Origin of the sequence: Neobacillus sp. OS1-32, assembly GCF_030915425.1 — a bacterium.
In the GTDB taxonomy this organism is placed as follows: Bacteria; Bacillota; Bacilli; order Bacillales; family Cytobacillaceae; genus Neobacillus; species Neobacillus paridis.
Map to the genome: position 1 here is coordinate 1144783 of NZ_CP133263.1, position 19452 is coordinate 1164234.

Annotated in this window: 24 protein-coding genes and 1 other annotated feature (1 of these 25 only partly in view); of the genes, 10 read left to right on the forward strand and 14 right to left on the reverse strand. The window is 39.0% G+C overall.

Annotated features, from left to right (window positions below; all coding sequences use genetic code 11):
• Positions 1–205: a binding site (T-box leader), on the reverse strand; it reaches 45 nt to the left of the window's first position.
• Between the two features lie 432 nt (positions 206–637).
• The 3 genes from RCG24_RS05870 to RCG24_RS05880 form a co-directional block, all read right to left on the reverse strand.
• A complete protein-coding gene (locus RCG24_RS05870) occupies positions 638–829 on the reverse strand; it encodes a hypothetical protein (RefSeq protein ID WP_308078584.1) in 192 nt (63 codons plus the stop codon).
• 19 nt (positions 830–848) lie between these two features.
• A complete protein-coding gene (locus tag RCG24_RS05875; protein ID WP_202654298.1) occupies positions 849–1325 on the reverse strand; it encodes a GNAT family N-acetyltransferase in 477 nt (158 codons plus the stop codon).
• A 67-nt stretch (positions 1326–1392) separates the two neighbouring features.
• Complete coding sequence (locus RCG24_RS05880; RefSeq protein ID WP_308078585.1) at positions 1393–1530, reverse strand: hypothetical protein; 138 nt, start codon at positions 1528–1530, stop codon at positions 1393–1395.
• 367 nt (positions 1531–1897) lie between these two features.
• Between RCG24_RS05880 and RCG24_RS05885 the strand changes: the two genes are divergently transcribed.
• The 3 genes from RCG24_RS05885 (at position 1898) to RCG24_RS05895 (ending at position 3444) form a co-directional block, all read left to right on the forward strand.
• Positions 1898–2395, forward strand: a complete 498-nt coding sequence (locus tag RCG24_RS05885) for a hypothetical protein (protein WP_308078586.1) — start codon at positions 1898–1900, stop codon at positions 2393–2395.
• Positions 2379–2912 carry a hypothetical protein gene (locus tag RCG24_RS05890; RefSeq protein ID WP_308078587.1) on the forward strand — a complete coding sequence of 178 codons (534 nt, stop codon included), beginning with the start codon at positions 2379–2381 and terminating at the stop codon, positions 2910–2912. The genes RCG24_RS05885 and RCG24_RS05890 overlap by 17 nt, the downstream gene beginning before the upstream one ends.
• 169 nt (positions 2913–3081) lie before the next feature.
• Positions 3082–3444 carry a hypothetical protein gene (locus RCG24_RS05895; RefSeq protein ID WP_308078588.1) on the forward strand — a complete coding sequence of 121 codons (363 nt, stop codon included), beginning with the start codon at positions 3082–3084 and terminating at the stop codon, positions 3442–3444.
• Positions 3445–3568: 124 nt separating this feature from the next.
• Here RCG24_RS05895 and RCG24_RS05900 read toward each other — a convergent pair whose 3' ends face one another.
• Positions 3569–4888, reverse strand: a complete 1320-nt coding sequence (locus RCG24_RS05900) for an MDR family MFS transporter (protein WP_202654297.1) — start codon at positions 4886–4888, stop codon at positions 3569–3571.
• Positions 4889–5058: 170 nt separating this feature from the next.
• Between RCG24_RS05900 and RCG24_RS05905 the strand changes: the two genes are divergently transcribed.
• On the forward strand, positions 5059–5202 hold the full coding sequence (locus tag RCG24_RS05905) for a hypothetical protein (RefSeq protein WP_202654296.1): 144 nt from the start codon (positions 5059–5061) through the stop codon (positions 5200–5202).
• A 94-nt stretch (positions 5203–5296) separates the two neighbouring features.
• Here the strand turns inward: RCG24_RS05905 and RCG24_RS05910 are convergent, their stop codons facing one another.
• Positions 5297–6172, reverse strand: coding sequence for a proline iminopeptidase-family hydrolase (locus RCG24_RS05910; RefSeq protein WP_202654295.1), 876 nt, complete (start codon positions 6170–6172; stop codon positions 5297–5299).
• A 146-nt stretch (positions 6173–6318) separates the two neighbouring features.
• Between RCG24_RS05910 and RCG24_RS05915 the strand changes: the two genes are divergently transcribed.
• The gene (locus RCG24_RS05915) at positions 6319–6711 is read left to right on the forward strand and encodes a C40 family peptidase (RefSeq protein WP_202654294.1); all 393 of its coding nucleotides are present in this window, start codon (positions 6319–6321) and stop codon (positions 6709–6711) included.
• A gap of 114 nt (positions 6712–6825) precedes the next feature.
• Here the strand turns inward: RCG24_RS05915 and RCG24_RS05920 are convergent, their stop codons facing one another.
• Positions 6826–7122, reverse strand: a complete 297-nt coding sequence (locus tag RCG24_RS05920; protein WP_308078589.1) for a HesB/YadR/YfhF family protein — start codon at positions 7120–7122, stop codon at positions 6826–6828.
• A gap of 243 nt (positions 7123–7365) precedes the next feature.
• Between RCG24_RS05920 and RCG24_RS05925 the strand changes: the two genes are divergently transcribed.
• Positions 7366–7944 carry a diguanylate cyclase domain-containing protein gene (locus RCG24_RS05925; RefSeq protein ID WP_308078590.1) on the forward strand — a complete coding sequence of 193 codons (579 nt, stop codon included), beginning with the start codon at positions 7366–7368 and terminating at the stop codon, positions 7942–7944.
• Positions 7945–8013: 69 nt separating this feature from the next.
• Here the strand turns inward: RCG24_RS05925 and ltrA are convergent, their stop codons facing one another.
• On the reverse strand, positions 8014–9342 hold the full coding sequence (gene ltrA / locus RCG24_RS05930) for a group II intron reverse transcriptase/maturase (protein WP_308077871.1): 1329 nt from the start codon (positions 9340–9342) through the stop codon (positions 8014–8016).
• Between the two features lie 925 nt (positions 9343–10267).
• On the reverse strand, positions 10268–10573 hold the full coding sequence (locus RCG24_RS05935; protein WP_308078591.1) for a hypothetical protein: 306 nt from the start codon (positions 10571–10573) through the stop codon (positions 10268–10270).
• Between the two features lie 441 nt (positions 10574–11014).
• Between RCG24_RS05935 and RCG24_RS05940 the strand changes: the two genes are divergently transcribed.
• Positions 11015–11191, forward strand: coding sequence for a hypothetical protein (locus tag RCG24_RS05940; RefSeq protein ID WP_202654290.1), 177 nt, complete (start codon positions 11015–11017; stop codon positions 11189–11191).
• Positions 11192–11243: 52 nt separating this feature from the next.
• On the opposite strand, the gene sstT is transcribed toward RCG24_RS05940, so the two are convergent.
• From sstT to RCG24_RS05965, 5 genes are all read right to left on the reverse strand, one after another.
• Positions 11244–12482 (reverse strand): serine/threonine transporter SstT, encoded by a 1239-nt coding sequence (sstT, locus tag RCG24_RS05945; RefSeq protein ID WP_202654289.1) that lies wholly within the window; start codon positions 12480–12482, stop codon positions 11244–11246.
• 241 nt (positions 12483–12723) lie between these two features.
• Positions 12724–13452 carry a TerC family protein gene (locus RCG24_RS05950; RefSeq protein WP_202654288.1) on the reverse strand — a complete coding sequence of 243 codons (729 nt, stop codon included), beginning with the start codon at positions 13450–13452 and terminating at the stop codon, positions 12724–12726.
• 246 nt (positions 13453–13698) lie between these two features.
• Positions 13699–14157, reverse strand: a complete 459-nt coding sequence (locus RCG24_RS05955) for a hypothetical protein (RefSeq protein ID WP_308078592.1) — start codon at positions 14155–14157, stop codon at positions 13699–13701.
• Positions 14158–14162: 5 nt separating this feature from the next.
• Positions 14163–14951 carry a hypothetical protein gene (locus tag RCG24_RS05960; protein ID WP_308078593.1) on the reverse strand — a complete coding sequence of 263 codons (789 nt, stop codon included), beginning with the start codon at positions 14949–14951 and terminating at the stop codon, positions 14163–14165.
• Positions 14952–15357: 406 nt separating this feature from the next.
• The gene (locus RCG24_RS05965) at positions 15358–15822 is read right to left on the reverse strand and encodes a hypothetical protein (RefSeq protein ID WP_308078594.1); all 465 of its coding nucleotides are present in this window, start codon (positions 15820–15822) and stop codon (positions 15358–15360) included.
• 303 nt (positions 15823–16125) lie between these two features.
• On the opposite strand from RCG24_RS05965, the gene RCG24_RS05970 reads away from it, so the two are divergent.
• Positions 16126–16611, forward strand: coding sequence for a C40 family peptidase (locus tag RCG24_RS05970; RefSeq protein WP_308078595.1), 486 nt, complete (start codon positions 16126–16128; stop codon positions 16609–16611).
• A gap of 510 nt (positions 16612–17121) precedes the next feature.
• Here RCG24_RS05970 and RCG24_RS05975 read toward each other — a convergent pair.
• Entirely contained in the window at positions 17122–17280 is a 159-nt protein-coding gene (locus RCG24_RS05975; RefSeq protein ID WP_202654285.1) for a YjcZ family sporulation protein, read from the reverse strand.
• Between the two features lie 216 nt (positions 17281–17496).
• Between RCG24_RS05975 and RCG24_RS05980 the strand changes: the two genes are divergently transcribed.
• Together RCG24_RS05980 and RCG24_RS05985 are read left to right on the forward strand one after the other, a co-directional pair.
• Positions 17497–18492, forward strand: a complete 996-nt coding sequence (locus tag RCG24_RS05980; protein WP_308078596.1) for an NADPH:quinone oxidoreductase family protein — start codon at positions 17497–17499, stop codon at positions 18490–18492.
• Positions 18493–18566: 74 nt separating this feature from the next.
• A complete protein-coding gene (locus RCG24_RS05985; RefSeq protein ID WP_308078597.1) occupies positions 18567–19394 on the forward strand; it encodes a GNAT family N-acetyltransferase in 828 nt (275 codons plus the stop codon).
• The last annotated feature ends 58 nt before the right edge of the window (positions 19395–19452 follow it).

The following is a 19452-nucleotide window of genomic DNA, read 5'->3' on the forward strand; positions in this document are numbered from 1 at the left end:
GTCTTTTGACCCGTGCGGCTCTCGATCGTCGTACATTTATTCAGTACGAGTTCCATTAACGGCGGACTCACCCGGCGCAGCTTACTGATTATGTTCAGCTGGGCATCTCAGAGATGATCTTCAGATAGTCCCGCCATCGACTCGCACCAACCGTCGACTCTCTTTTGACCAAAACCTATCCTACTCTTCTCATCATCGATTGATGATTAATTTTTAATTAGGGTACCACTGAAAAAAATCTCTGTCAATATTTTTTGAACATTTACTATATTTAAAAAATATGTGAAGCGCTTTCATTTTCACTTTAAAAAAGGCCGGGACACATAAGAATTTAGGAAAATGAGCAGTCTGACAGGATAGCTGTTTTTTTATGTTTCAATATTTGTTTTTAAAGTCTTTTATCTAGGGGAACGTCTATACACAAATCCCCATGGACACATACACTATCTTGTATTTGAATCATGAGGAGAGATGAACATGGAAAATAATCTGTACCCAAGTGCCAATGCCCTGTTAAATCAGCCGTATATGGGAGCCAATGTGATGCCAAACCAACCAATGATGCCAGCAAATTTGATACCGGACAACGTGATGCCGTCTAATGTGATGCCTTCAAACGTGATGCCCATGCCTATGCCTACTGCAGCCCCGCAGCCTTGTTATCCAATGTATGACCCTTGTTGTTACCCAATGTATGATCCATGTTGTTGCCCGCCAATGCACAATCCCTGCTGTTATCCAATGCAGAACCCCTGTTGTTTCCCAATGATGCACCCATGTTGTTAAAGCTCATTAAATGATCCATGTATCTATCTGGTAACGAATCCAAGCAGCCAAAAAAACCACCGTCATGGTGGTTTTCGCCTTATATTTTTCTCATATTCAATTAAAGTCAAACGATTATTAACTTTAAACTCTCCAGTTTGTTGATAGCCAAACTTTTCGTAGAAGCGGCGGTTGCGTGCATGATCCTTCGGTGTATCCAAGCTCCATTTAGTCACTTCTGGATACTGTTTTTCCAGCATTTTCAGGATTCTTGTGCCCAGGCCCTTGTTTTGAAACTCAGGGCTGAGAAAGACACGAAACAGACGAAAATGGTCATCCGATATCTTCACCAGACATATTCCTCCAGCCATTTTCCCATCTAGGTAAACAGTGTAATGAAGGGAATGGCCCATTCGATAAATGAAAAAATCTAAAGATTCTGCGGCAGGGCTTGAATCATAATCCCTATACTTTTTCAAATCCGCTTGAAATGCCTGCTTTTGGATTTTTAACAACGGTGCGGCTTCCTTCATTTTCGTTCTGGCAATCTTAATATCCATCCACTCACCTCGGAGAATGTTTGAAATAGTATATGAATGGAAATTGATGAATGCCCGCCCTTTTTAATCACTCTACGTCAATCACAATCGAACCATAAAAATGCTCCTGGACATAGCAATCCAATTTCCAAACTCCCTTTTTCGGCAAAATTAAATAACCTACCGACTCGGCATATTCAAAAGGTGGTTTCTCCTGTCCTGCCACTCATGCCCAGTTTCTAAATATAAATTTACCCAAAAAAACCATTCTGTGCCATTACCCGATTATTTACATAACTATAAGCAAGTTTTGTCGGCCTTTTACCGTATTCATCCAAAGCACATTCTAACCCAGCAGTTTATTAAAATATAAACGAAAAAAATTTAATCAGGTTGTTCCAAAACAATTATGAAGTTTGAGATGATTTATGCGAAATAATAGGTGATTTTTTGTATCGAATTTTATTATTATACTCTGGAAAATATACCCATATTATGTTAGAATTAATATTGAAAAAGAAAATGAAAAAGTACCTCAGAGAAAAGCAATAAAATCTTATAAGGAAATTAATGATTATGAAGTGCTGTATGATATGGCGAAAAAAGGAGTCGGAAATGATATTACCGAAAAAGTTAATTTACAAATAGATTCTCAACTAACAAAAGCACCAACTGATTCTCTCTCGGAAACTAGCAATCAATCCACCCTGCTATCTCCTTTCCAGACAGACTCCATTTATACCACACAAAAAATTGAAACCTTTATAAATGAAACAGGCAAAGAAGTAACCTTATATAAAACAACAGTGTTCTCAGATTTATATCTAAATGAAAATAAAGACCCAAATGAAGTGGGGATACTTAAAGATGAAGCAGACCCCACAGGTAGTGCGAAGCATACACTAAATATTTATTACTATACAACTTTAAATTATGGATATACTTTTGCGCAACTATATAAAGTTGAAGGGAAATGGACAAAATTAGATTCTAGAACTCAAATATATAATGCCTCCATGAGTGGTTATGCAGTTGGGACTCAATATGATAGTAAGCTTATTGGAGCTCCTAGATTTGATAAATGGAAGTAATAAAATATCCAAAATGACACCAAATGAAAGTAAAAACACAAAAGAAAGAATCATTGAAAGAAAAAGTACTTATAAACAATTGCACAGAAAGTTAATAGATAAAGAAAGTGGGGAACAAGCTCAAGAGTATATTACTTATGATATTACGCAACTAGGCACGATTAATGTAGATGAACCAACAGATAATATTAAAATACAAGATAACAATGACCAGTATTCCCCCACATGGGATTTAACAGTTTATCTAAGGACCGATGCAGTAACAAAGGCAGGAACAGGGTCAAATCCAACCAGCGTTTCAGTCACAAAATATGATCATATGTATAAAATTGGGAGCAGTCAGTTTTCGGTTACTGGAACAATGTTTGTGACATCTGCAAGTGACACAAAACATGCCCCTAAGACATACACTGGCAAAGTATATAACTCCTGGTATACACAGCAAGCACCTTATCCTGGCGAATATATGCTATTAAATACGGGATGGAGATGTGGAAAAGCAGATGTAAATGTTTAAAAGAACTGTATCTGGTGCAACAGGTACTGTAACTGCAATCAATCAATATGGGAGTTGTGGTTTCTAAAAAAATACTTTTAAAATTATCGATGTTTCATTTACTTTAAGGGGGAAATAGTTAAAAATGAGGAAATATACCACTATTGTTGTTTTAATACTCTTTTTATATATGACCTTTGCGATGTATATTCAAACAGAATTATTAAATTATCAAAAGAATACGTATGGATTATCCCCCTTTATTTTCTTATTAGGATTCATTTATGTGCCTGGAGGGATAATATTAGGTTTTCTTCGACTTTTTGGTGAATTGCAGAAAAAGGGGAAATGGTCATTTAATCTATATTATTGCTTACTTCTTGGTTTACCTTCTCTTTATTTTTTGTTTTACGAGATCATTCATTATAAAACATTTGCGGGACTTCCAACATTTTTTGCTACATTAATATTAATGACCAAGCCTTACCCCATTTTTGGGGTAATTTTAGGATATGGAGTAGTCACGAGCTTTTATAAATCTAAAGAATATTAAATGCAAAAAATCCCGGCTCCTAACAAAAAATGTCAGGCACTATGTGAAGTTTCACATGTTGCCTGACATTTTTTTGTTCACATAATAATGTTATGATCAATTGTAAATATAACAGCTGTGATGATTAGCTCACGGCTGTTGTTTTGGCTGGAATGAGAAAGCTTAAGAAGATCGCTACAAAACTAAAAATTAAAGCAAACAGGAATACGTTTTGCATCCCGACCACGATGTTGGCTGCATGGTTGATCAACACACCCATGATCGTAACCCCAATGGAAGCGCCAATATTTCTTAAAAACATTTGCAACGAAGTCGAGATTCCCTTAATTTCAGCCTCGGCAAACTCTTGCGAGGCGATCGTCGCAACCGCAAACAATAAACCAAAGGCAAAGCCTTGCACGGTCAGAACGAGAAACAAGGCAGCATAAGAAATATTCTCTACAAAAAGATAGAGAAGCAGACCCGAAAGTGCGGTAACGAAGCTGCCTAAAATAAATAAATTCTTGTAGCCAAAACGGATGATCCAGTTCCCCGCAGGTGTACTGCCAAACATCCAGCCAACCGCAATACTTAACAAAATCAATCCGCTCTTATAGATACTCATATGGTTGCCTTCTTGCAGGAATAAGGGAATAAAGTTCGATGTACCATAAAAAGAAAGGCAATACACTAACATAAAAAGATTCGTCCGAAAAATCCCCTTATTTTTAAACAGAGCAACAGGCAGAAATGGGTATGTTTCCTTCCTTTCAACCATGACAAAAATAAGGAACACAACGATTCCGGCGATCACATACCAAAGCGGATGACTTACATTGGTTGCCAACAGCAGCAGCGTAATGGCGATACCAAATAAGAAAAATCCTTTATAATCAATGTAACTCTTTTTAAAATCAACCTGTTCCTTATAAGGAATTAAACAAAGTACAGTAAGAATCCCGATAGGAATATTGATAAAAAAGATCCATCTCCAGGTTAATGTTTTAACAAAAAAAGAACCTAAAACCGGTCCAACAATCGATGATAAGGCCCAAATGGAGCTGAAGACTGCCTGAATTCGGCCGCGTTTTTCAATTGTAAATAAATCCCCAACAATAATCATCGACAGAGGGATCATCCCGCCAGCACCAAGCCCCTGGATTCCACGATAAATCACCAATGTAACCATCGAATTAGCAATCCCGCAAAGAATCGAACCAATCGTAAAAATACCGACAGCAATCATTAGCAGCTTTTTTCGGCCATATCGATCGGCCAATTTTCCGTACAACGGAACCGTCACCGTGCTAGCTAACATATAAACGACAAAGATCCAAGCAAACAGTTCCATTCCCCCAAGCTGCTTGACAATCGTCGGGCTTGCCGTTTGCATGATATTGGCGTCAAGTGCAGAAATCAGTGTGGTAATCACTAACCCCCAAAATACATATCTATTCTTCCCCATAAATTCCTCCTACGTATAGATCTTGATGTGAGGTTCCTTTTTTTAGAAGCCATCAAACTATCTTTCCTATTATAGCAAAGAATTTCCTAACAGCTAAAACATTTTATCCGCTTTTGGGTAATAAAAGATTCAAACTAAACAAACGCTAAGGACAAGCGGAGGTGAAATATATGGAAAGGGAACCAAACCAACAAAGCGGTGTCAATAACGAAGACATCATGAATCGAGTCAATCAAACCTTTGATAAAATTTCTCAAGATGTGAAAGAAATGATTCAACAAAATGATCAGCAAGACGATAACCAATTCTCCTAACGCCTTTATGGCGTTATTTTTTCATAAAAAGGATAAAGGCTGTCCATAAAGAAAGACCAGGTCAAAGCCAACAGGACAGCCTCTGTGCAAAAAATTATTGAATGGATGTTAAGAAGTCGCCAACTACTTGTAAGTATTCTTTTTCCTCTTCAATATAGGCCATATGGGCGCTGTTTTCATACACATGGAATTTTGCATTTGGGGTCAAGCTGCTGTAGTACTCGGTTGTTTCCGGAGTCGCCTCATCATAGCGTCCGCAAGTAAACAGTGTTGGACAGGATATTTCCTTTAACTGTGCGGTACAATCGAAGCTTTTCAAGTTCCCCTTTACAGTAAATTCCGAAGGTCCCCACATGATGTTGTATACCTCCGGATTACGGTAGTGTTTCGGTCTTTGTTCGATCCATTCCGGATTACACTCCAATCGGTTCACAAAATGTTTATCAAACACCTCGATTGCTGCGGCAAATTCAGGCGAATCCGTGGTCCCTTTTTTTTCACAGCGTTCGATCGTTTCCTGGACGTCTAACGGCAGCTTTTTCAAATTTCGTCTTTGATCCTGTTCCCACATCGGTGCGCTTAAGCACGGGCTGGAAAAAATCACGCTCTTCACGCCGTGCGGCTTTGGTTCCGTTAAGCAATAGGCTGCGGCCAGAGTGGTCCCCCAGGAATGACCAAGAATATGTACTTCATCAAGGTGTAGTGCTTCTCGAATCTGACCAAGTTCCTCCACAAATCGTTCAACTCGCCAAAGTGATGGATCCGTTGGCCGGTCTGAGCGCCCGCAGCCAAGTTGATCATATAAAATGACCGGCCGATCCTTTGCCAACGCCTTTAACACCTGCAACGAATAGCACGAGGATCCCGGGCCACCGTGTAAAACAATCAACGGGGTTCCGCCCGCTCCTTCATCAAACCGCTGGTACCAAACTCTTCCACCGGTTACCTCTACAAAACCCTCATCATACATTAAAATTTCTCCTTTCACCTTTGGTGCCAGGCACCAGTGTCTGTGATTCTCTCTAAAAATTGTACGCTCTCCGGTAAAGTTTGTACAAGCATTTCACACATAGAGTTCATATGCTAGAATATTATGAATGTATGGTGAGGAGAAAAATGTTAGCACATCATGTGATCCAAACCGGGTTACAACAGCTGGGAAAGCCCTATGTTTTTAATGCCTCTCCATTTCAAACCGATTCCTTTGATTGCAGCTCGTTTATCCAATATATCTTCAGAGTCAATGGCCGAATCCTTCCAAGGAATTCCCGGCAGCAATTTCTTATAGGCAAACCAATTCCGTTTCAAAAAATTAAAAAGGGGGATTTGTTGTTTTTTACGACAAAAAGCCGAAAACATAAGCGTGGAATAGCCCGAATTGGACATGTTGCCCTATACCTCGGGAACGGGAAAATGCTTCACACCTATCCTAAAGGAAGGAAAGTAACAATCTCGCCATTATCACCCTATTGGAGAAAAGTTTGGATGGGTGCTAAAAGAATTCATTAACAAATCCCCCCTTTAGCTATTTCCATATCGGGTTCGCCCAAGCTCCTTCCTTAAACTGTAACAAGGCCCAAATGCCTTCATAAAGATGACAAAAATAATTGACGGCAATACTTTTTAGGATTTTGTATAGCTATACTCCAATTCCTCTTTTTTTTCATTATAATCGACATGTAAATCATGACCATTGAAGAACCATAAATCAGAACTTTCTATGTAAAAGGTAACTCCATCGATTTCTGTTTTGACTGCCATATCGATCGGCTCATTATCAACCGTAAAAGCAAGTGCATAGTTTTTCTGCACCGGGCTTGTCCCATAAATTTGGGAGTAAAACTTAATTTTTCCCCCATCGTCTAAGCCAACTTCCTCCTTGAACCATTTTACTGCTGCCTCAATAATGCTTATTTTCATCACTTTTCTCACCTTTTTGGTAAAATAATAGTAGAGTTATACACTATATTATTTCCCATCAATCGGCAACAAATGAATGATTTTGGTTTCCATTTTTCTAAAAAATGGAATATTAAATAATAAGGCAATTTTGTCAACTTTTTGACGTTTTTATTGGAATTCGTCAGTTCACAAATCCTATAGTAGAATAATGATAATCAGTATTTTTAGATTGATTATTAGCTTCCAGTCGGAGGAATGAATATGAAGAGAACAGGCAGGTTTGTCACCTTCACTCTTGTTTTATGTATTAATTCAATTTATATGTATTTTTACTATTTGCGGGATGGTTTTTTGAGCAAGATGGAGATTTTTGGTTTACCCATTATGCTCCTGACTGCCTGGTATTTTGGCAAACAATATGATAAAGCCAAATACTATTCGGAAAAGGATCCTTTGACCGGAGTGTACAATCGAAGAATTATTGAGCCGTTTTTCTTAAGAATAACCTCGCTTGCGGAACGGAATAGGCAGACAGTGGGGTTTTTTCTCATCGATGTCGATAATTTTAAACAAATTAACGATAATTTTGGCCATCAAAAGGGAGATGAATTGTTAAAGCTCCTTGCCAATCTTTTAGTAAATTGCTTGCGAAAATCCGATATTGTGGCCCGCTGGGGCGGGGATGAGTTTATCCTGATTTGCCCTAATTTGAAAAACTACGAAGGGATTGATGAAATCATCAACAGAATTTACGCCAATCTTAAAACGATTTCTTTATCCGAGGTAGAAGTCAGCATTTCCATCGGTGCTGCGATTTATCCGACTGAAGGAATAGAGTAGGCGCATGAATTACTCATGCGCCTCTCACAGATCCGTACGTGCGGGTCATCGCATACGGCTCCTCCATGATTATCCCCGTTGGGGATGATGTTCATTGTAAATATCCACAAGAGAAACAAGACCTTTCTCTTTATAAAACCATTCATTTGGAAGGGCTACGTTTACGGGTTTGCACTTTGAACTTCTCCATGCATACATCCGAAGCTGTGGAAGTTCCCCTTTCCATTTTCTTCTGCGTAACTCCCTATGTAGTTTCCTTATTTTCCTCCAACTTCTTAATTGAACAGACCGTAATCTTCTTCTAATCCATTTATCAAACTTAACCATTAGTGTCTTTGAGTGCCAATATCCAAAATAATTTCCCCATCCTCTTAAATATGGGTTGAGTCTTTCTTTAATCAGTTTTTCAATGTTCACCGTTTGGTTTCGCTTTGTTATCTCCTTGACTTTACTTTTAAACTTCTTTATAGATTTCTTAGAAGGTTTAACCCAGAAAGCTTGTTTAAATTCATACCCCAGAAAAACAAATGATTCATTCATATTATTAACAATCTTAGTCTTTTCGGGATGGATGATTAATCCGAGTTTTTGTTCAAGGAATCGAGTGACTGATTTAAGTACCCTTTCGGCACCCTTTTGTGATTTACAACAAATAACGAAGTCATTTGCATATCGTGTAATGCGATGCCCTCTTTCTGTCATAAGTTCATCCAATGGATGCAAATATATGTTCGCAAGTAACGGACTGATGACACCGCCCTGTGGAGTACCTTTTTCATTTAGATGGAAACTGCCACCCTCCATAATTCCTGCTTGGAGAAAACTTTCAAGCAATCTAATGACACTTCCGTCCACTATTTCTTCCCTAACTAAAGTCATAAGTTTGTCATGCGGAATTGTATCAAAATATGATTTCAGGTCTGCATCAATTACGTACACATACCCATCCAGTAAATCCTTTCGGATTTTCTCTAATGCCATATGTGCACTTCGATTCGGTCGAAAACCAAAACTACAATCAAGAAATTTAGCTTCAAATATTGGTTCTATTATTCTACGTACAGAAGCTTGTACTACTCGGTCTCTCACGGTTGGGATACCTAAAGGTCTTTTTGAACCGTCAGCCTTTGGAATATATACACGCTTCACAGGTCTCGGCTTGTATGTCTTTTCTCGTAACTCACGTTGAAGGATTTGTACATTATCCTCCACACCAAATTCAAATGCTTTAATGGTTACTCCGTCTACCCCTGCGGCTCCACGATTCCTTTTTACCTCTTTAAAGGCTTCCTCCATGTTAGGCATTGCCCATATTTTATCTATGAGACTATACCATTTCTTCTTTTGTGGAGTCTTTACTCCCTCACGAAAACCTTGTTTGTCTTCTTTTCCGTTCATGTTCCGTTTCTTTCCTTTCAGTCTGATGATTAACTAGCCCAACCTCGGCAATATCAACAGATCCATAAAGTACTACGCCCCATACGGTCTACCCTTCTGTTCGACCCCGATTCTATGGATTTGTCCTCTCGGTTTCTGTATGGACATGACGTATTCTAAGCTAACTCAGTTTCTCTTCCATGGACAGACGGGCTTCGCATAGAGTCCATACCTTTTGGGTTATGGCTCCTCTCAATAACTAGGTATTGAGTCACTTACCTTTGCGACCTTTCCGGTAAGTTTGTTCACTACTATCCCCTGCTCTGACTTCTCACCACCCATAGCCTTAACTTGCCAATCACTGACTTGTTTAAGGTTTACCATAGTATGTATGGAGACGATGAGACCTCCTTGGGTCACGTCATCGGGCTTTCCCCTGAATCCAGTCCTCCTAACTAACAGAGCCTTCTTGTGGTTTTGGACACTCCCTTATTTTGCAGGGTTATCCGACTCAGCCAGCCAACATGGTTAAATAGTCGCCTGTTCCAGGTTTTGCCTTCAAGTCCTCTGCACATTTCCTCACGGCAATGCACTACCTGTCAGCTATACACTTCCGCCACTTCGGTGTGTTCGGGACTTTCACCCTCTAGTCCGATGCGCTGCCAAGCGCACAAAACCATTGATAAATTATTATCAATGGCTGATAAAAAAATGTATAACATGAAAATTCAACACTTGGCTGAATAAAAAAGATGGGACTGGCTTTTATTGAATAGCTTAAATTATCATGGAAGCAATGCAGAGGGTGCATTGCTTCATTTGTTAATATTCTATTTTTCCCTAATTACAAATTCTTCCTTTTTTTCCTCCCCATTGAATTTGAATTGGAATACTGTCAGGAAGGTCATCGCATGCCCCGCTACAAGTTTCATCAATTTCAAATTTATTATCGTTTTTTTAATTCACCATCTCCAGAATTAGGGTTAGATGAAAATGCCTTTATATTATATTTAAAATTTAATGGTTGATTTCCTTTTCCGATATAAGAGATAGTGTAATGCCTGTAACTATCCGTTTTGCTTTCAATTTTCACAGACCAATTATCACTTTTTCCTTCAAAATATTGTTTTTTAAATTCTGGCCCACTTGAGCTTTTTGCACCTGTACAAGCACCTAGTATCATCAATACTATTAGAAATCCATTCAGTAATAAAATATTCTTAATGTTATTTTTAAGAGGATAATGATTCATAATCGGCCTCCATTTATAAAATAAAAGATTTGAGTAAACATAAAGTTATCTGAATAATGTATTTTCATTCATAACAATATATTACCATAAAAATTACAAATGTTGGTTGATTTTTTCAAATATAGGTAAATTAGACCAATTTTATTAATGTAAATTACCAAAATACTAACTAGTAAGCATGTAATTATTGTTTTCCATCCTCTTGTACAAGTAATGAGTAAAAATACAAAATATAGTCTCGTTAATATAGTCTCATTGATGACCCATTAGTCCACCTTTTCGGGAGGATGGGCAAAACACCCGATTAGCGCCTGACTTTGTCTACTGCCGCCTCTTTCTTCTCATCAAGAAAAATTGGCCATGTTCGTTACTCAAATTGTAATTTTTATCACAGCAAAAACAATGCCAATTTTCTATAGTTAACAGTGGAGGTGTATTTCAATGAAAGTATTTTATCCGGTAAAAGAAAATGTTGATGTAAAAGAAATCAAAGAAGCTTTAAAACCATTTGGTGGGCGCTGTGCTAAAATTGTTGAGGGACAGCTGGAATATCAAATTAAAGAGGAAAAAGAAAGCGAAGCCCATGCTTGTTTAAAGGAAAAAGGTTACATTGATTAATGTTAAAAAGGCACAACCAGCGCCGTGTGAGCGATGGTTGTGCCTTTTTGCATTAAGCCGATTTTTTCACTGCGAAAGCTTTTCTTTCCTTTCGTCTTTGGCGGTATTCAGCTGTAGCAGTGAAAAGCACATCTGTTGATGAATTCAATGCGGTTTCACAGGAGTCCTGCAGCACTCCGACAATAAAGCCGACACCGACCACCTGCATTGCCACATCACTGGAAATTCCAAACAGACTGCATGCCAGCGGAATTAATAATAACGAACCGCCGGCGACCCCGGAAGCCCCACAGGCACAAACTGCAGACAAGACGCTAAGGATAATGGCTGTCGGGATATCCACGTGAATCCCGAGTGTATGAACCGCTGCCAGGGTCAAGACAGAAATCGTCACCGCGGCACCCGCCATATTGATCGTAGCACCTAACGGAATCGAGACAGAATAGGTATCCCGATTCAGGCCCAGTTTTTCACATAATTTCATATTCACCGGAATGTTGGCGGCTGAGCTGCGCGTAAAAAAGGCCGTAATCCCGCTTTCTCTTAAGCACTGGAAGACCAATGGGAATGGGTTTTTCCGGATTCCCGCATAGACAATGATTGGATTGATAACCAGTGCGACGAAAACCATGCAGCCAATCAACACAGTCAGTAATCTTCCATAGCCTAATAGTGCTTCAAGTCCGTTAGTCGTGATCGATTCAAAAACCAACCCCATGATGCCGAGCGGCGCAAATTTGATCACCCAGGTTACCACTTTGGAAATGGCATCGGAGAAATTGACAAGTACCGTTTTTGTCGTATCCGGCACATTTCTTAACGCGAAGCCAAGAACGACAGCCCATGCTAAAATACCGATATAGTTGGCATTATAAATTGCTTTTACCGGGTTATCGACAAGGTTCATCAGCAATGTTTTGAGAACCTCGGCAACTCCGCCCGGAGCGGTTACATCTCCAGCACCTGCCCCCAGTTTTAAGCTTACTGGGAAAATAAAGCTGGCAATAACGGCAAACAGTCCAGCTAAAAAAGTGCCTAATAAATAAAGAACAATGATCGATTTCATATTCGTTTGGTGACCGCTTTTATGCTGGGCGATCGCCGACATCACTAAAAACAGGACCAAAATTGGCGCCACAGCTTTCAATGCACCGACAAATAAAGAACCAAATATGACAATCGGTTGTGCTGTTTTCGGAATCGTTAAAGCCAAGGTAATTCCAATTATCAAACCGACGATAATCTGTTTCACAAGACTGATTTGATTCCATTTTTTCAAAAGATTTTTCACGAAGTTTCTCCCCCACTAGTAAAATATCACTGCCAATCATGATCTGATTCAAAACTAATAAATAGTATTATAATGAATATTTAGATATCTTACAATAATATTTTTTGAATTTCAAACGTTTGAATAGTTTCAAGATTCAGAATACAAGTGGGTATGATGATTATCTTTTTATCGTGAGTTTCCAAATAATTATTATTCTAAAATAAAAATGACGGAAATACCTTTCCGCCACATTGATATTTTATGTCGGTTCATTCCCTGATTTTCCTCCAAGTGCATGAACAATGAATGTCCCCAAGAAAATCGCGATTAAAATACTAAAGAACAGCACTTGACTCATGTGGAACCCAAATGCCGCGACAATCATTTTTACGCCAATAATCGCAATCAAGATAAAGCCGGTGATTTCAAATTCTGGGACTTTTTCAATCAATTTCAAGAAAATCTGGGCGACGCCGCGCATCATTAAAATGCCCAGCACACCGCCAAGGAACAACACCCAAACCTGATTGGAAACTCCAAAAGCGGCAATCACGCTGTCAATACTAAAGGCAATATCCATCAGCTCGACCGTTAGAACCGTTCGCCAGAAGCCAATTTTCTTTTTGGCAATGACATCATCCTCATCACTTTTCAGGAACAGGTTTTGGAGGACAATCAGCAGCAAATAGTGGCCGCAGACAATTTTGATCCACGGGATATTGATCAGAGTAACCCCCAGCCCAATCGCGACGATGCGAAAGAAATAGGCACCGAAAATTCCATAGAAAAGGGCCTTCTTGCGCTGCTCGCGCGGCAGATGCTTGACCATCACAGCTAAAACGAGAGCATTATCTGCGGACAATAACCCTTCGAGGATAATCAGCGTCCCAATAACTCCCCAGCTGGCTGGATTGGTGACGACTTGTTCGAATGTTTCTAATGAAAAAAAAGTACTATACGTTCTGATCATTTCAGATAAGATTTCCATCCGCTCATTCTAAATCCCTTCATTTAGTTTTATCGTGACAGGAACAATTGGCGCAGCTTGTCCGCTTTCGTTTCGTTTTCATTTTCCATACTTATTCTAAATGTATGTAAAGCTTGTAAATATATGAATGGAAACAAGTACAAATACCACCAACCTATCAAACAAATACAATTAAACCTATATTTTTATAATTTTGTCATATTCAATACAATCTTTGTTATATACGCTTCAACTAATGTGGGTTCATCATTTTACTTTTGCTACTCCTAAGGCCAAATGACTCCAAAGTATATCCTCAATTAATCCAGCCTGTGATTCTTCGCACTCAACTATTAGAATGATTTCAGAGATTTTACCTTTAAACACTCTCTTGTTTTTCTTTACAACCAATTCGATAAAAAGGCGAATCGCAAAGCCAATCACAAATCCAACAAATGCCCCTATCAATCCCCAATAAATGGGACCCCAGGATAGTTTAAATCCGATACTTGCTCCAATAACCGATAAAGCCGTAGCAAGACCCATACCTATATCGATAAGGGATGTACCATCTGAGCGATGCAGAGTATCAAAAATTTTTCGGTCATCTTTTCTGTTATCCAAAGGAACAGCAAATATACTTTCCTTTGGAATTCCTCGCTTTTCTATGGTTGAAATGGCCATTTCTAAAAGCTCGGTTGTTTCAAATGTTGAAAAAAGCTGCAAATGTATCACTTCACTTTTTGTCCTTTTAGGATTTGGAACCCTTTTGATTGATAATTTTCCATCAAATAGCTTCGTAATTCTTCCTCGAAAAGCTTGTTATTTTCGACCGTATTCATGTAAGAGTCATAAGTAGCAAAACCGTAATGTGAAGGGATAAAAAGAAGCCATTCCGGCTTTAAAACGGAGGTAGCTTCTTTGATTTTACCCAAAAACAAGAGTCCGATTGCCTCTTGAACATGTGAATAATAATAAAATACAACTAACCAAATGATCACAAATATAGCTGTTAGAATCCTATGAATATACAGCTGCCCTAGACCCGGAATAAACAATGACCACATAACTGAAAGGACGGGATTTCGCTTATCCAGGTAGTTAATCTCTAACGCTCCTAATGAAAATACATTAAAACGGTGTGCCTCTCGATCGGCTAAAAGATAGACCTTATTCATATCAACAGTTGTCCGATAACTGTCCCAAATACCAAAAAGATAAACAGGAATATACATTAGCAGCCAATTTGTATCTAACACTTCCTTTGCCATGTCTATATTCCCTTGAAAGGAATAAATCATGGCAGCATTAACATGAGCGTTCACATTAACGACCACTTCCCAAATAAACAACGCATACCCCCTAAGGTATTTAGATAGCAACATATGCCCAAATCCCGGAAACGCTGCTGACCACCAAGCAATAATATAGGGATTTCTCAAATGCAGTTGTGTTGTTCCAAAAATACTAACATGGGCCTTATATCTTCTGGAGGTGTTATCATTTGTGTAATTGTTCATTTCATCCACCTTCAGGAATTATTTATAGTATTTTTCCAAAGTTGGATATATTTATTCTTGGATACCGTCAGGAAAATGCAGATTTACAACGTTAAGGAAATCTAAATACAAAAAACCTAATTTCTCGATGCTTTAAGTGAAAAATTAGGCTTGAGTTAGTTCATTAAAGCGCCCGATTGTGAAGAGCAATGACTAAATTCAATTCGAGATACGCTTGTTATAGGCAATAACAGATTGATGCCCCATTTGGTGAATTTGTTCGTAAATCGGTTCTACGCTCACGTTTCTTAGGTTCCAGTTTTTGGTTTTCCTTCTTTTGGAGGTGCTTGATCTTTTGCCAGCGAAGATTGGTTTAGTTACGTTTAATACCATGATTACAAACAATAGTAAAATGGATTAAAAAGCTTTAAATATATAGCGTACTTGTTTTCAGCTTCCTCTTAATAAATTCAAATGCATATAAAAGGAGTGTTCTTGAAAAGTGATAACCCAGATATTGAATTTTAGATAATTTAACATTTAGTATTTTATACCGCTTCATATATTTTAATCCTAAGAAAATGTACACTATATGAAGAAGAGCATTATAAATTAAAAAACGAGAAAACTTTCCATAAGACCATTTTAACATCCATAAACTGGTGATAAAATAAGGACCAAACATAAAAAAATCCATACTATTTAAAGGCGGTATTCCTTCATAAAGCCCCCACCATTTTTTTCTTTCACCGATTACAGACACAACTTTTGAAAAAATATACATAAATAATGAGGCTGGAAAAAATGTCCTGAAAGACCTTCGACCTAATAATGGTAGGGTTAACCAAGGAATAACCGCTATAGCTATTAACAATAATTTTGAGTTTTTCATTCAAACACCTCCAATACTTATAGAGTGTGTAATTTTTTGCAAATTATCCAAAATATTCGACTATGCCCTTTCGCTCCACAGGCGTTACTCTATTTTCCATCAAGTTTCATGCTTAAACTAACCTACATCCATGATTTGAATAAATCGTGAATAAGTCAATACTCTCATTTTAGGTATTTTTATAGCATTTTTTTCAAGGTAAATAAATTGCACAAAAATCTTCCATGTTTTTGAAACTAAATGAATCCTCTAACGTCTATCTATTTGTGCGCATAATAAAATTACTAAAATGGAGGAATTTTCATGTCAATGTCAGTCCGTTTGCCAAAGAATCTTTTGCTGCTTTTAACGTCGGTGCTTGTTGGAATTACACTGATATTTACGCCGCTTTTTAAAGCGGAAGCATCAGTTTCTTGGGGGCAGGAAGTAGTGGAAGTTGGGAAACGTTCACTTGGCGCAAAATTTAAATGGGGCGGCAACAACCCTAGAACCGGGTTCGATGCCTCAGGCTACACGCAGTATGTGTTCAAAACATCGGCTGCCAAGATCAAATTGCCGCGTTCTTCAAAGGGACAATTCAAATTAGGAAAAAAAGTACAAAAGGCGAAATTAAAACAAGGCGATTTAGTCTTTTTCAAAACAAATGGGAAAGATTTAACCTGTGTTGGGATTTATGACGGAAACGGTCAATTCTTGGTTGCAACTGCATCAGGTGTGAAATATCAGTCCATTAACACAAAGTACTGGAACGATCGCTATGCCGGAGCAAAGCGAGTATTAAAAGAATAGACTTTATAACCAAAAGGGCCCACAGGGGGCCCTTTTGACTTGTATGCACAAAAATATTACTCATATGCCCATACTTCAAAACAGAATATGTACGGGCTATTCCTTCATCATTTTACTAAACATGACCGAAGACGCGACCATGGCGGCTAAAAACAAACCTAAAAGAACGAAAAGTCCGTAATCCATTTCCTTCACTCCCTAAAGAATTCTACAACTTTGATTATATCATTATTTTATTATAATGTTCCATTAACATATTGGTAAACTTATTTTTATAGTCTTGTGAAAAAAATAAGTTTAGTACTAAAAACAAGCAAATCTGCAAAAAGCGGCTCCCTATATCCAATTTGAAATCGTTTTCTGTATTTAGGCGCGAAGTTACTATAAGGCCATTTTTCGCTAAAAATTTTATAGCTGGTTAACGTATGTATTGCTGGCGAACCCGAACAATGTCGGGCCACCACCAGAAACGAGTTTTTAAGAGATTGACATTTTTGTCTACCGATACGACTACCAAAAGAAGAACGGGAAGAATGGAAAGAAACCAATGAATACTGGATCTCCTCCTCCACCGCCTTGGTTTACATAGGCTGCCCCAACAATAATTAATAAGATGAACAGAACGACAATTAAAGCAAAGCTATTTCCTGTACCTTCTGTCTTGCTCATTCTGTTACCCCCCTTCAACCTGCCGTATATATAGACAAAATATGTCCATTTAATAATTTTGCTTGGACATGCACCTGTTAATGGTGGAAAAATTTCAAGTCATTAAATTGTCGCAGGTTTGACTATTTTTTCGTACCACCAACACGATATAATGAACAAAGGAAATTTTTTATCTAGAGGAGAGAACTTTCTTCTAGGATTCAAGGAGGAATAACCATGGCGCAGCCTTTTAAAGCATTGATCGTCAATAAACAGGACGATCTATTTTCAGTAGAGATCCAAAACCACCTTACATTGAATGACTTACCGGAAGGAGACGTTGTCATCCGTGTCCACTATTCCGGGGTGAATTATAAAGACAGTCTTACAGCGATCCCTGATGGTAACATTGTCAGAACCTATCCGATGATTCCGGGAATTGACTTGGCCGGTGCTGTTGTTTCGTCAACCGACCCCCGTTTTAAGGAAGGCGACGAAGTCATTGCAACGAGCTATGAAATCGGGGTTTCCCATTTCGGCGGTTACAGTGAATATGCACGAATCCCGGCAGAATGGGTTGTCCCCCTTCCTAAGGAGCTATCCCTGAAAGAAGCGATGACGATCGGAACTGCCGGATTTACGGCCGCCTTATCCGTGCAGCGATTGATCGAAAATCATGTTTCGCCAGAAAAAGGACCGGTCCTCGTTACCGGAGCAACTGGCGGCGTCGGCAGTTTTGCCGTTTCGATACTTGCAAAACTCGGATACAAGGTCGTCGCCAGTACTGGCAAAAGCTCGCAGCATGACTTTTTGAAAAAACTAGGAGCCAACACGATCGTTCCTCGCGAAGATGTTTTTGATGGAAAAATAAGATCATTAGGGAAACAAAAATGGGCAGCTGCTGTCGACCCTGTTGGCGGTGAGCAGTTAGCAGCCATGTTAAGCCAAATCCAATATGGCGGGTCGGTAGCGGTAAGCGGCTTGACCGGGGGAACAAAGGTTCCGACGACTGTCTTTCCATTCATCCTAAGAGGCGTCAATTTACTTGGGATTGACTCCGTCTATTGTCCAATGGAGACGCGGCTAAAAATCTGGGAGCGCCTGGCAACTGATTTTAAACCAATCCATTTAGAAGCGCTGATCCAGCAGGAAATCAGATTGGAACAACTCCCAGAGGTCCTCCCTACTCTTCTAAAAGGCGAAGCAATTGGCAGAACCATCGTACAAGTTTAATTTTCGAAAAGACTGTCTTAGATTTTCCTGATTTAAGACAGTCCCGTGCTCTAATTGACAAAGGGGTGAAGTGATTGCTGACAAAGAAAGAGTTAGCAGATATTAAAGCACTGCAACAGGTTTGTGAACAGGACGGTGGATTTCAGTTAAAGCTGAATTTCGACATGCTCGAAAACCGAACCGGGAACCGCCAAGAGGATTTCTTCCATTTTGAAAACGGCCAGCTTGTCGGCTTTCTAGGAAGCTATGGTTTTGGTAAAAAAATTGAGCTTTGCGGCATGGTCCATCCGAACTACCGCCGAAGGGGCATCTTTTCACGTCTGCTGAAAATGGGAATTGACGAGGCGAAGAAACATCAGGCTGAAACCATTTTATTAAATGCTCCAAAAAGTTCATTTTCTGCCCAAGAGTTTTTAAAGACCATTCCCTGCTCTTTTTCGTTTGCCGAATATCAAATGAAATGGCATCCGACAAAGTTAGTCGAGGATGAGGGCATTACCGTAAGACCAGCGGTAACAAAGGAAGATGAGGAAGCCGAAATCCAACTCGATATCCACAGCTTTGGCTTTAGCGAGCAACAAGCTCGGGATTTTGCCGACATGATCAGGGAATACAGCAGTGACCAAAGGCTGATCATTGAAGCAAATGGAAAAACAGCCGGTAAAATGCGCGTCTCCGAATTGAATGGGGAAGCATGGATCTATGGATTTGCTGTTTATCCCGAACTCCAAGGAAAAGGTATCGGCAGAAAGGCCCTATCTAAAGTGGTAAAAATGGAACAGCAAAAAGGACTGTCAATTTTCCTCGAAGTCGAAGCCAAGAACGCCCACGCCCTAAGACTCTATGAATCTTGCGGGTTTAAGAGCTACCAGGCCCAGGATTATTATCTATACACGAAATAGTTAACCTGGACCTTACTAAAGGCCAACCGTATTATCTTAATTAAAAAATTGTCCCCTA

Coding starts and splice junctions, on each gene's coding strand:
- RCG24_RS05950 (WP_202654288.1), bottom strand. CDS start 13,452: ATGGAAATCTTATCTGAAATGATCAGAACGTATAGTACTTTTTTTTCA.
- RCG24_RS05965 (WP_308078594.1), bottom strand. CDS start 15,822: ATGAAAAACTCAAAATTATTGTTAATAGCTATAGCGGTTATTCCTTGG.
- RCG24_RS05915 (WP_202654294.1), top strand. CDS start 6,319: ATGTTAGCACATCATGTGATCCAAACCGGGTTACAACAGCTGGGAAAG.
- RCG24_RS05905 (WP_202654296.1), top strand. CDS start 5,059: ATGGAAAGGGAACCAAACCAACAAAGCGGTGTCAATAACGAAGACATC.
- RCG24_RS05910 (WP_202654295.1), bottom strand. CDS start 6,172: ATGTATGATGAGGGTTTTGTAGAGGTAACCGGTGGAAGAGTTTGGTAC.
- RCG24_RS05900 (WP_202654297.1), bottom strand. CDS start 4,888: ATGGGGAAGAATAGATATGTATTTTGGGGGTTAGTGATTACCACACTG.
- RCG24_RS05935 (WP_308078591.1), bottom strand. CDS start 10,573: ATGAATCATTATCCTCTTAAAAATAACATTAAGAATATTTTATTACTG.
- RCG24_RS05975 (WP_202654285.1), bottom strand. CDS start 17,280: ATGAGCAAGACAGAAGGTACAGGAAATAGCTTTGCTTTAATTGTCGTT.
- ltrA (WP_308077871.1), bottom strand. CDS start 9,342: ATGAACGGAAAAGAAGACAAACAAGGTTTTCGTGAGGGAGTAAAGACT.
- RCG24_RS05920 (WP_308078589.1), bottom strand. CDS start 7,122: ATGAAAATAAGCATTATTGAGGCAGCAGTAAAATGGTTCAAGGAGGAA.
- RCG24_RS05925 (WP_308078590.1), top strand. CDS start 7,366: ATGAAGAGAACAGGCAGGTTTGTCACCTTCACTCTTGTTTTATGTATT.
- RCG24_RS05980 (WP_308078596.1), top strand. CDS start 17,497: ATGGCGCAGCCTTTTAAAGCATTGATCGTCAATAAACAGGACGATCTA.
- RCG24_RS05960 (WP_308078593.1), bottom strand. CDS start 14,951: ATGAACAATTACACAAATGATAACACCTCCAGAAGATATAAGGCCCAT.
- RCG24_RS05940 (WP_202654290.1), top strand. CDS start 11,015: ATGAAAGTATTTTATCCGGTAAAAGAAAATGTTGATGTAAAAGAAATC.
- RCG24_RS05970 (WP_308078595.1), top strand. CDS start 16,126: ATGTCAATGTCAGTCCGTTTGCCAAAGAATCTTTTGCTGCTTTTAACG.
- RCG24_RS05895 (WP_308078588.1), top strand. CDS start 3,082: ATGACCTTTGCGATGTATATTCAAACAGAATTATTAAATTATCAAAAG.
- RCG24_RS05885 (WP_308078586.1), top strand. CDS start 1,898: ATGGCGAAAAAAGGAGTCGGAAATGATATTACCGAAAAAGTTAATTTA.
- RCG24_RS05875 (WP_202654298.1), bottom strand. CDS start 1,325: ATGGATATTAAGATTGCCAGAACGAAAATGAAGGAAGCCGCACCGTTG.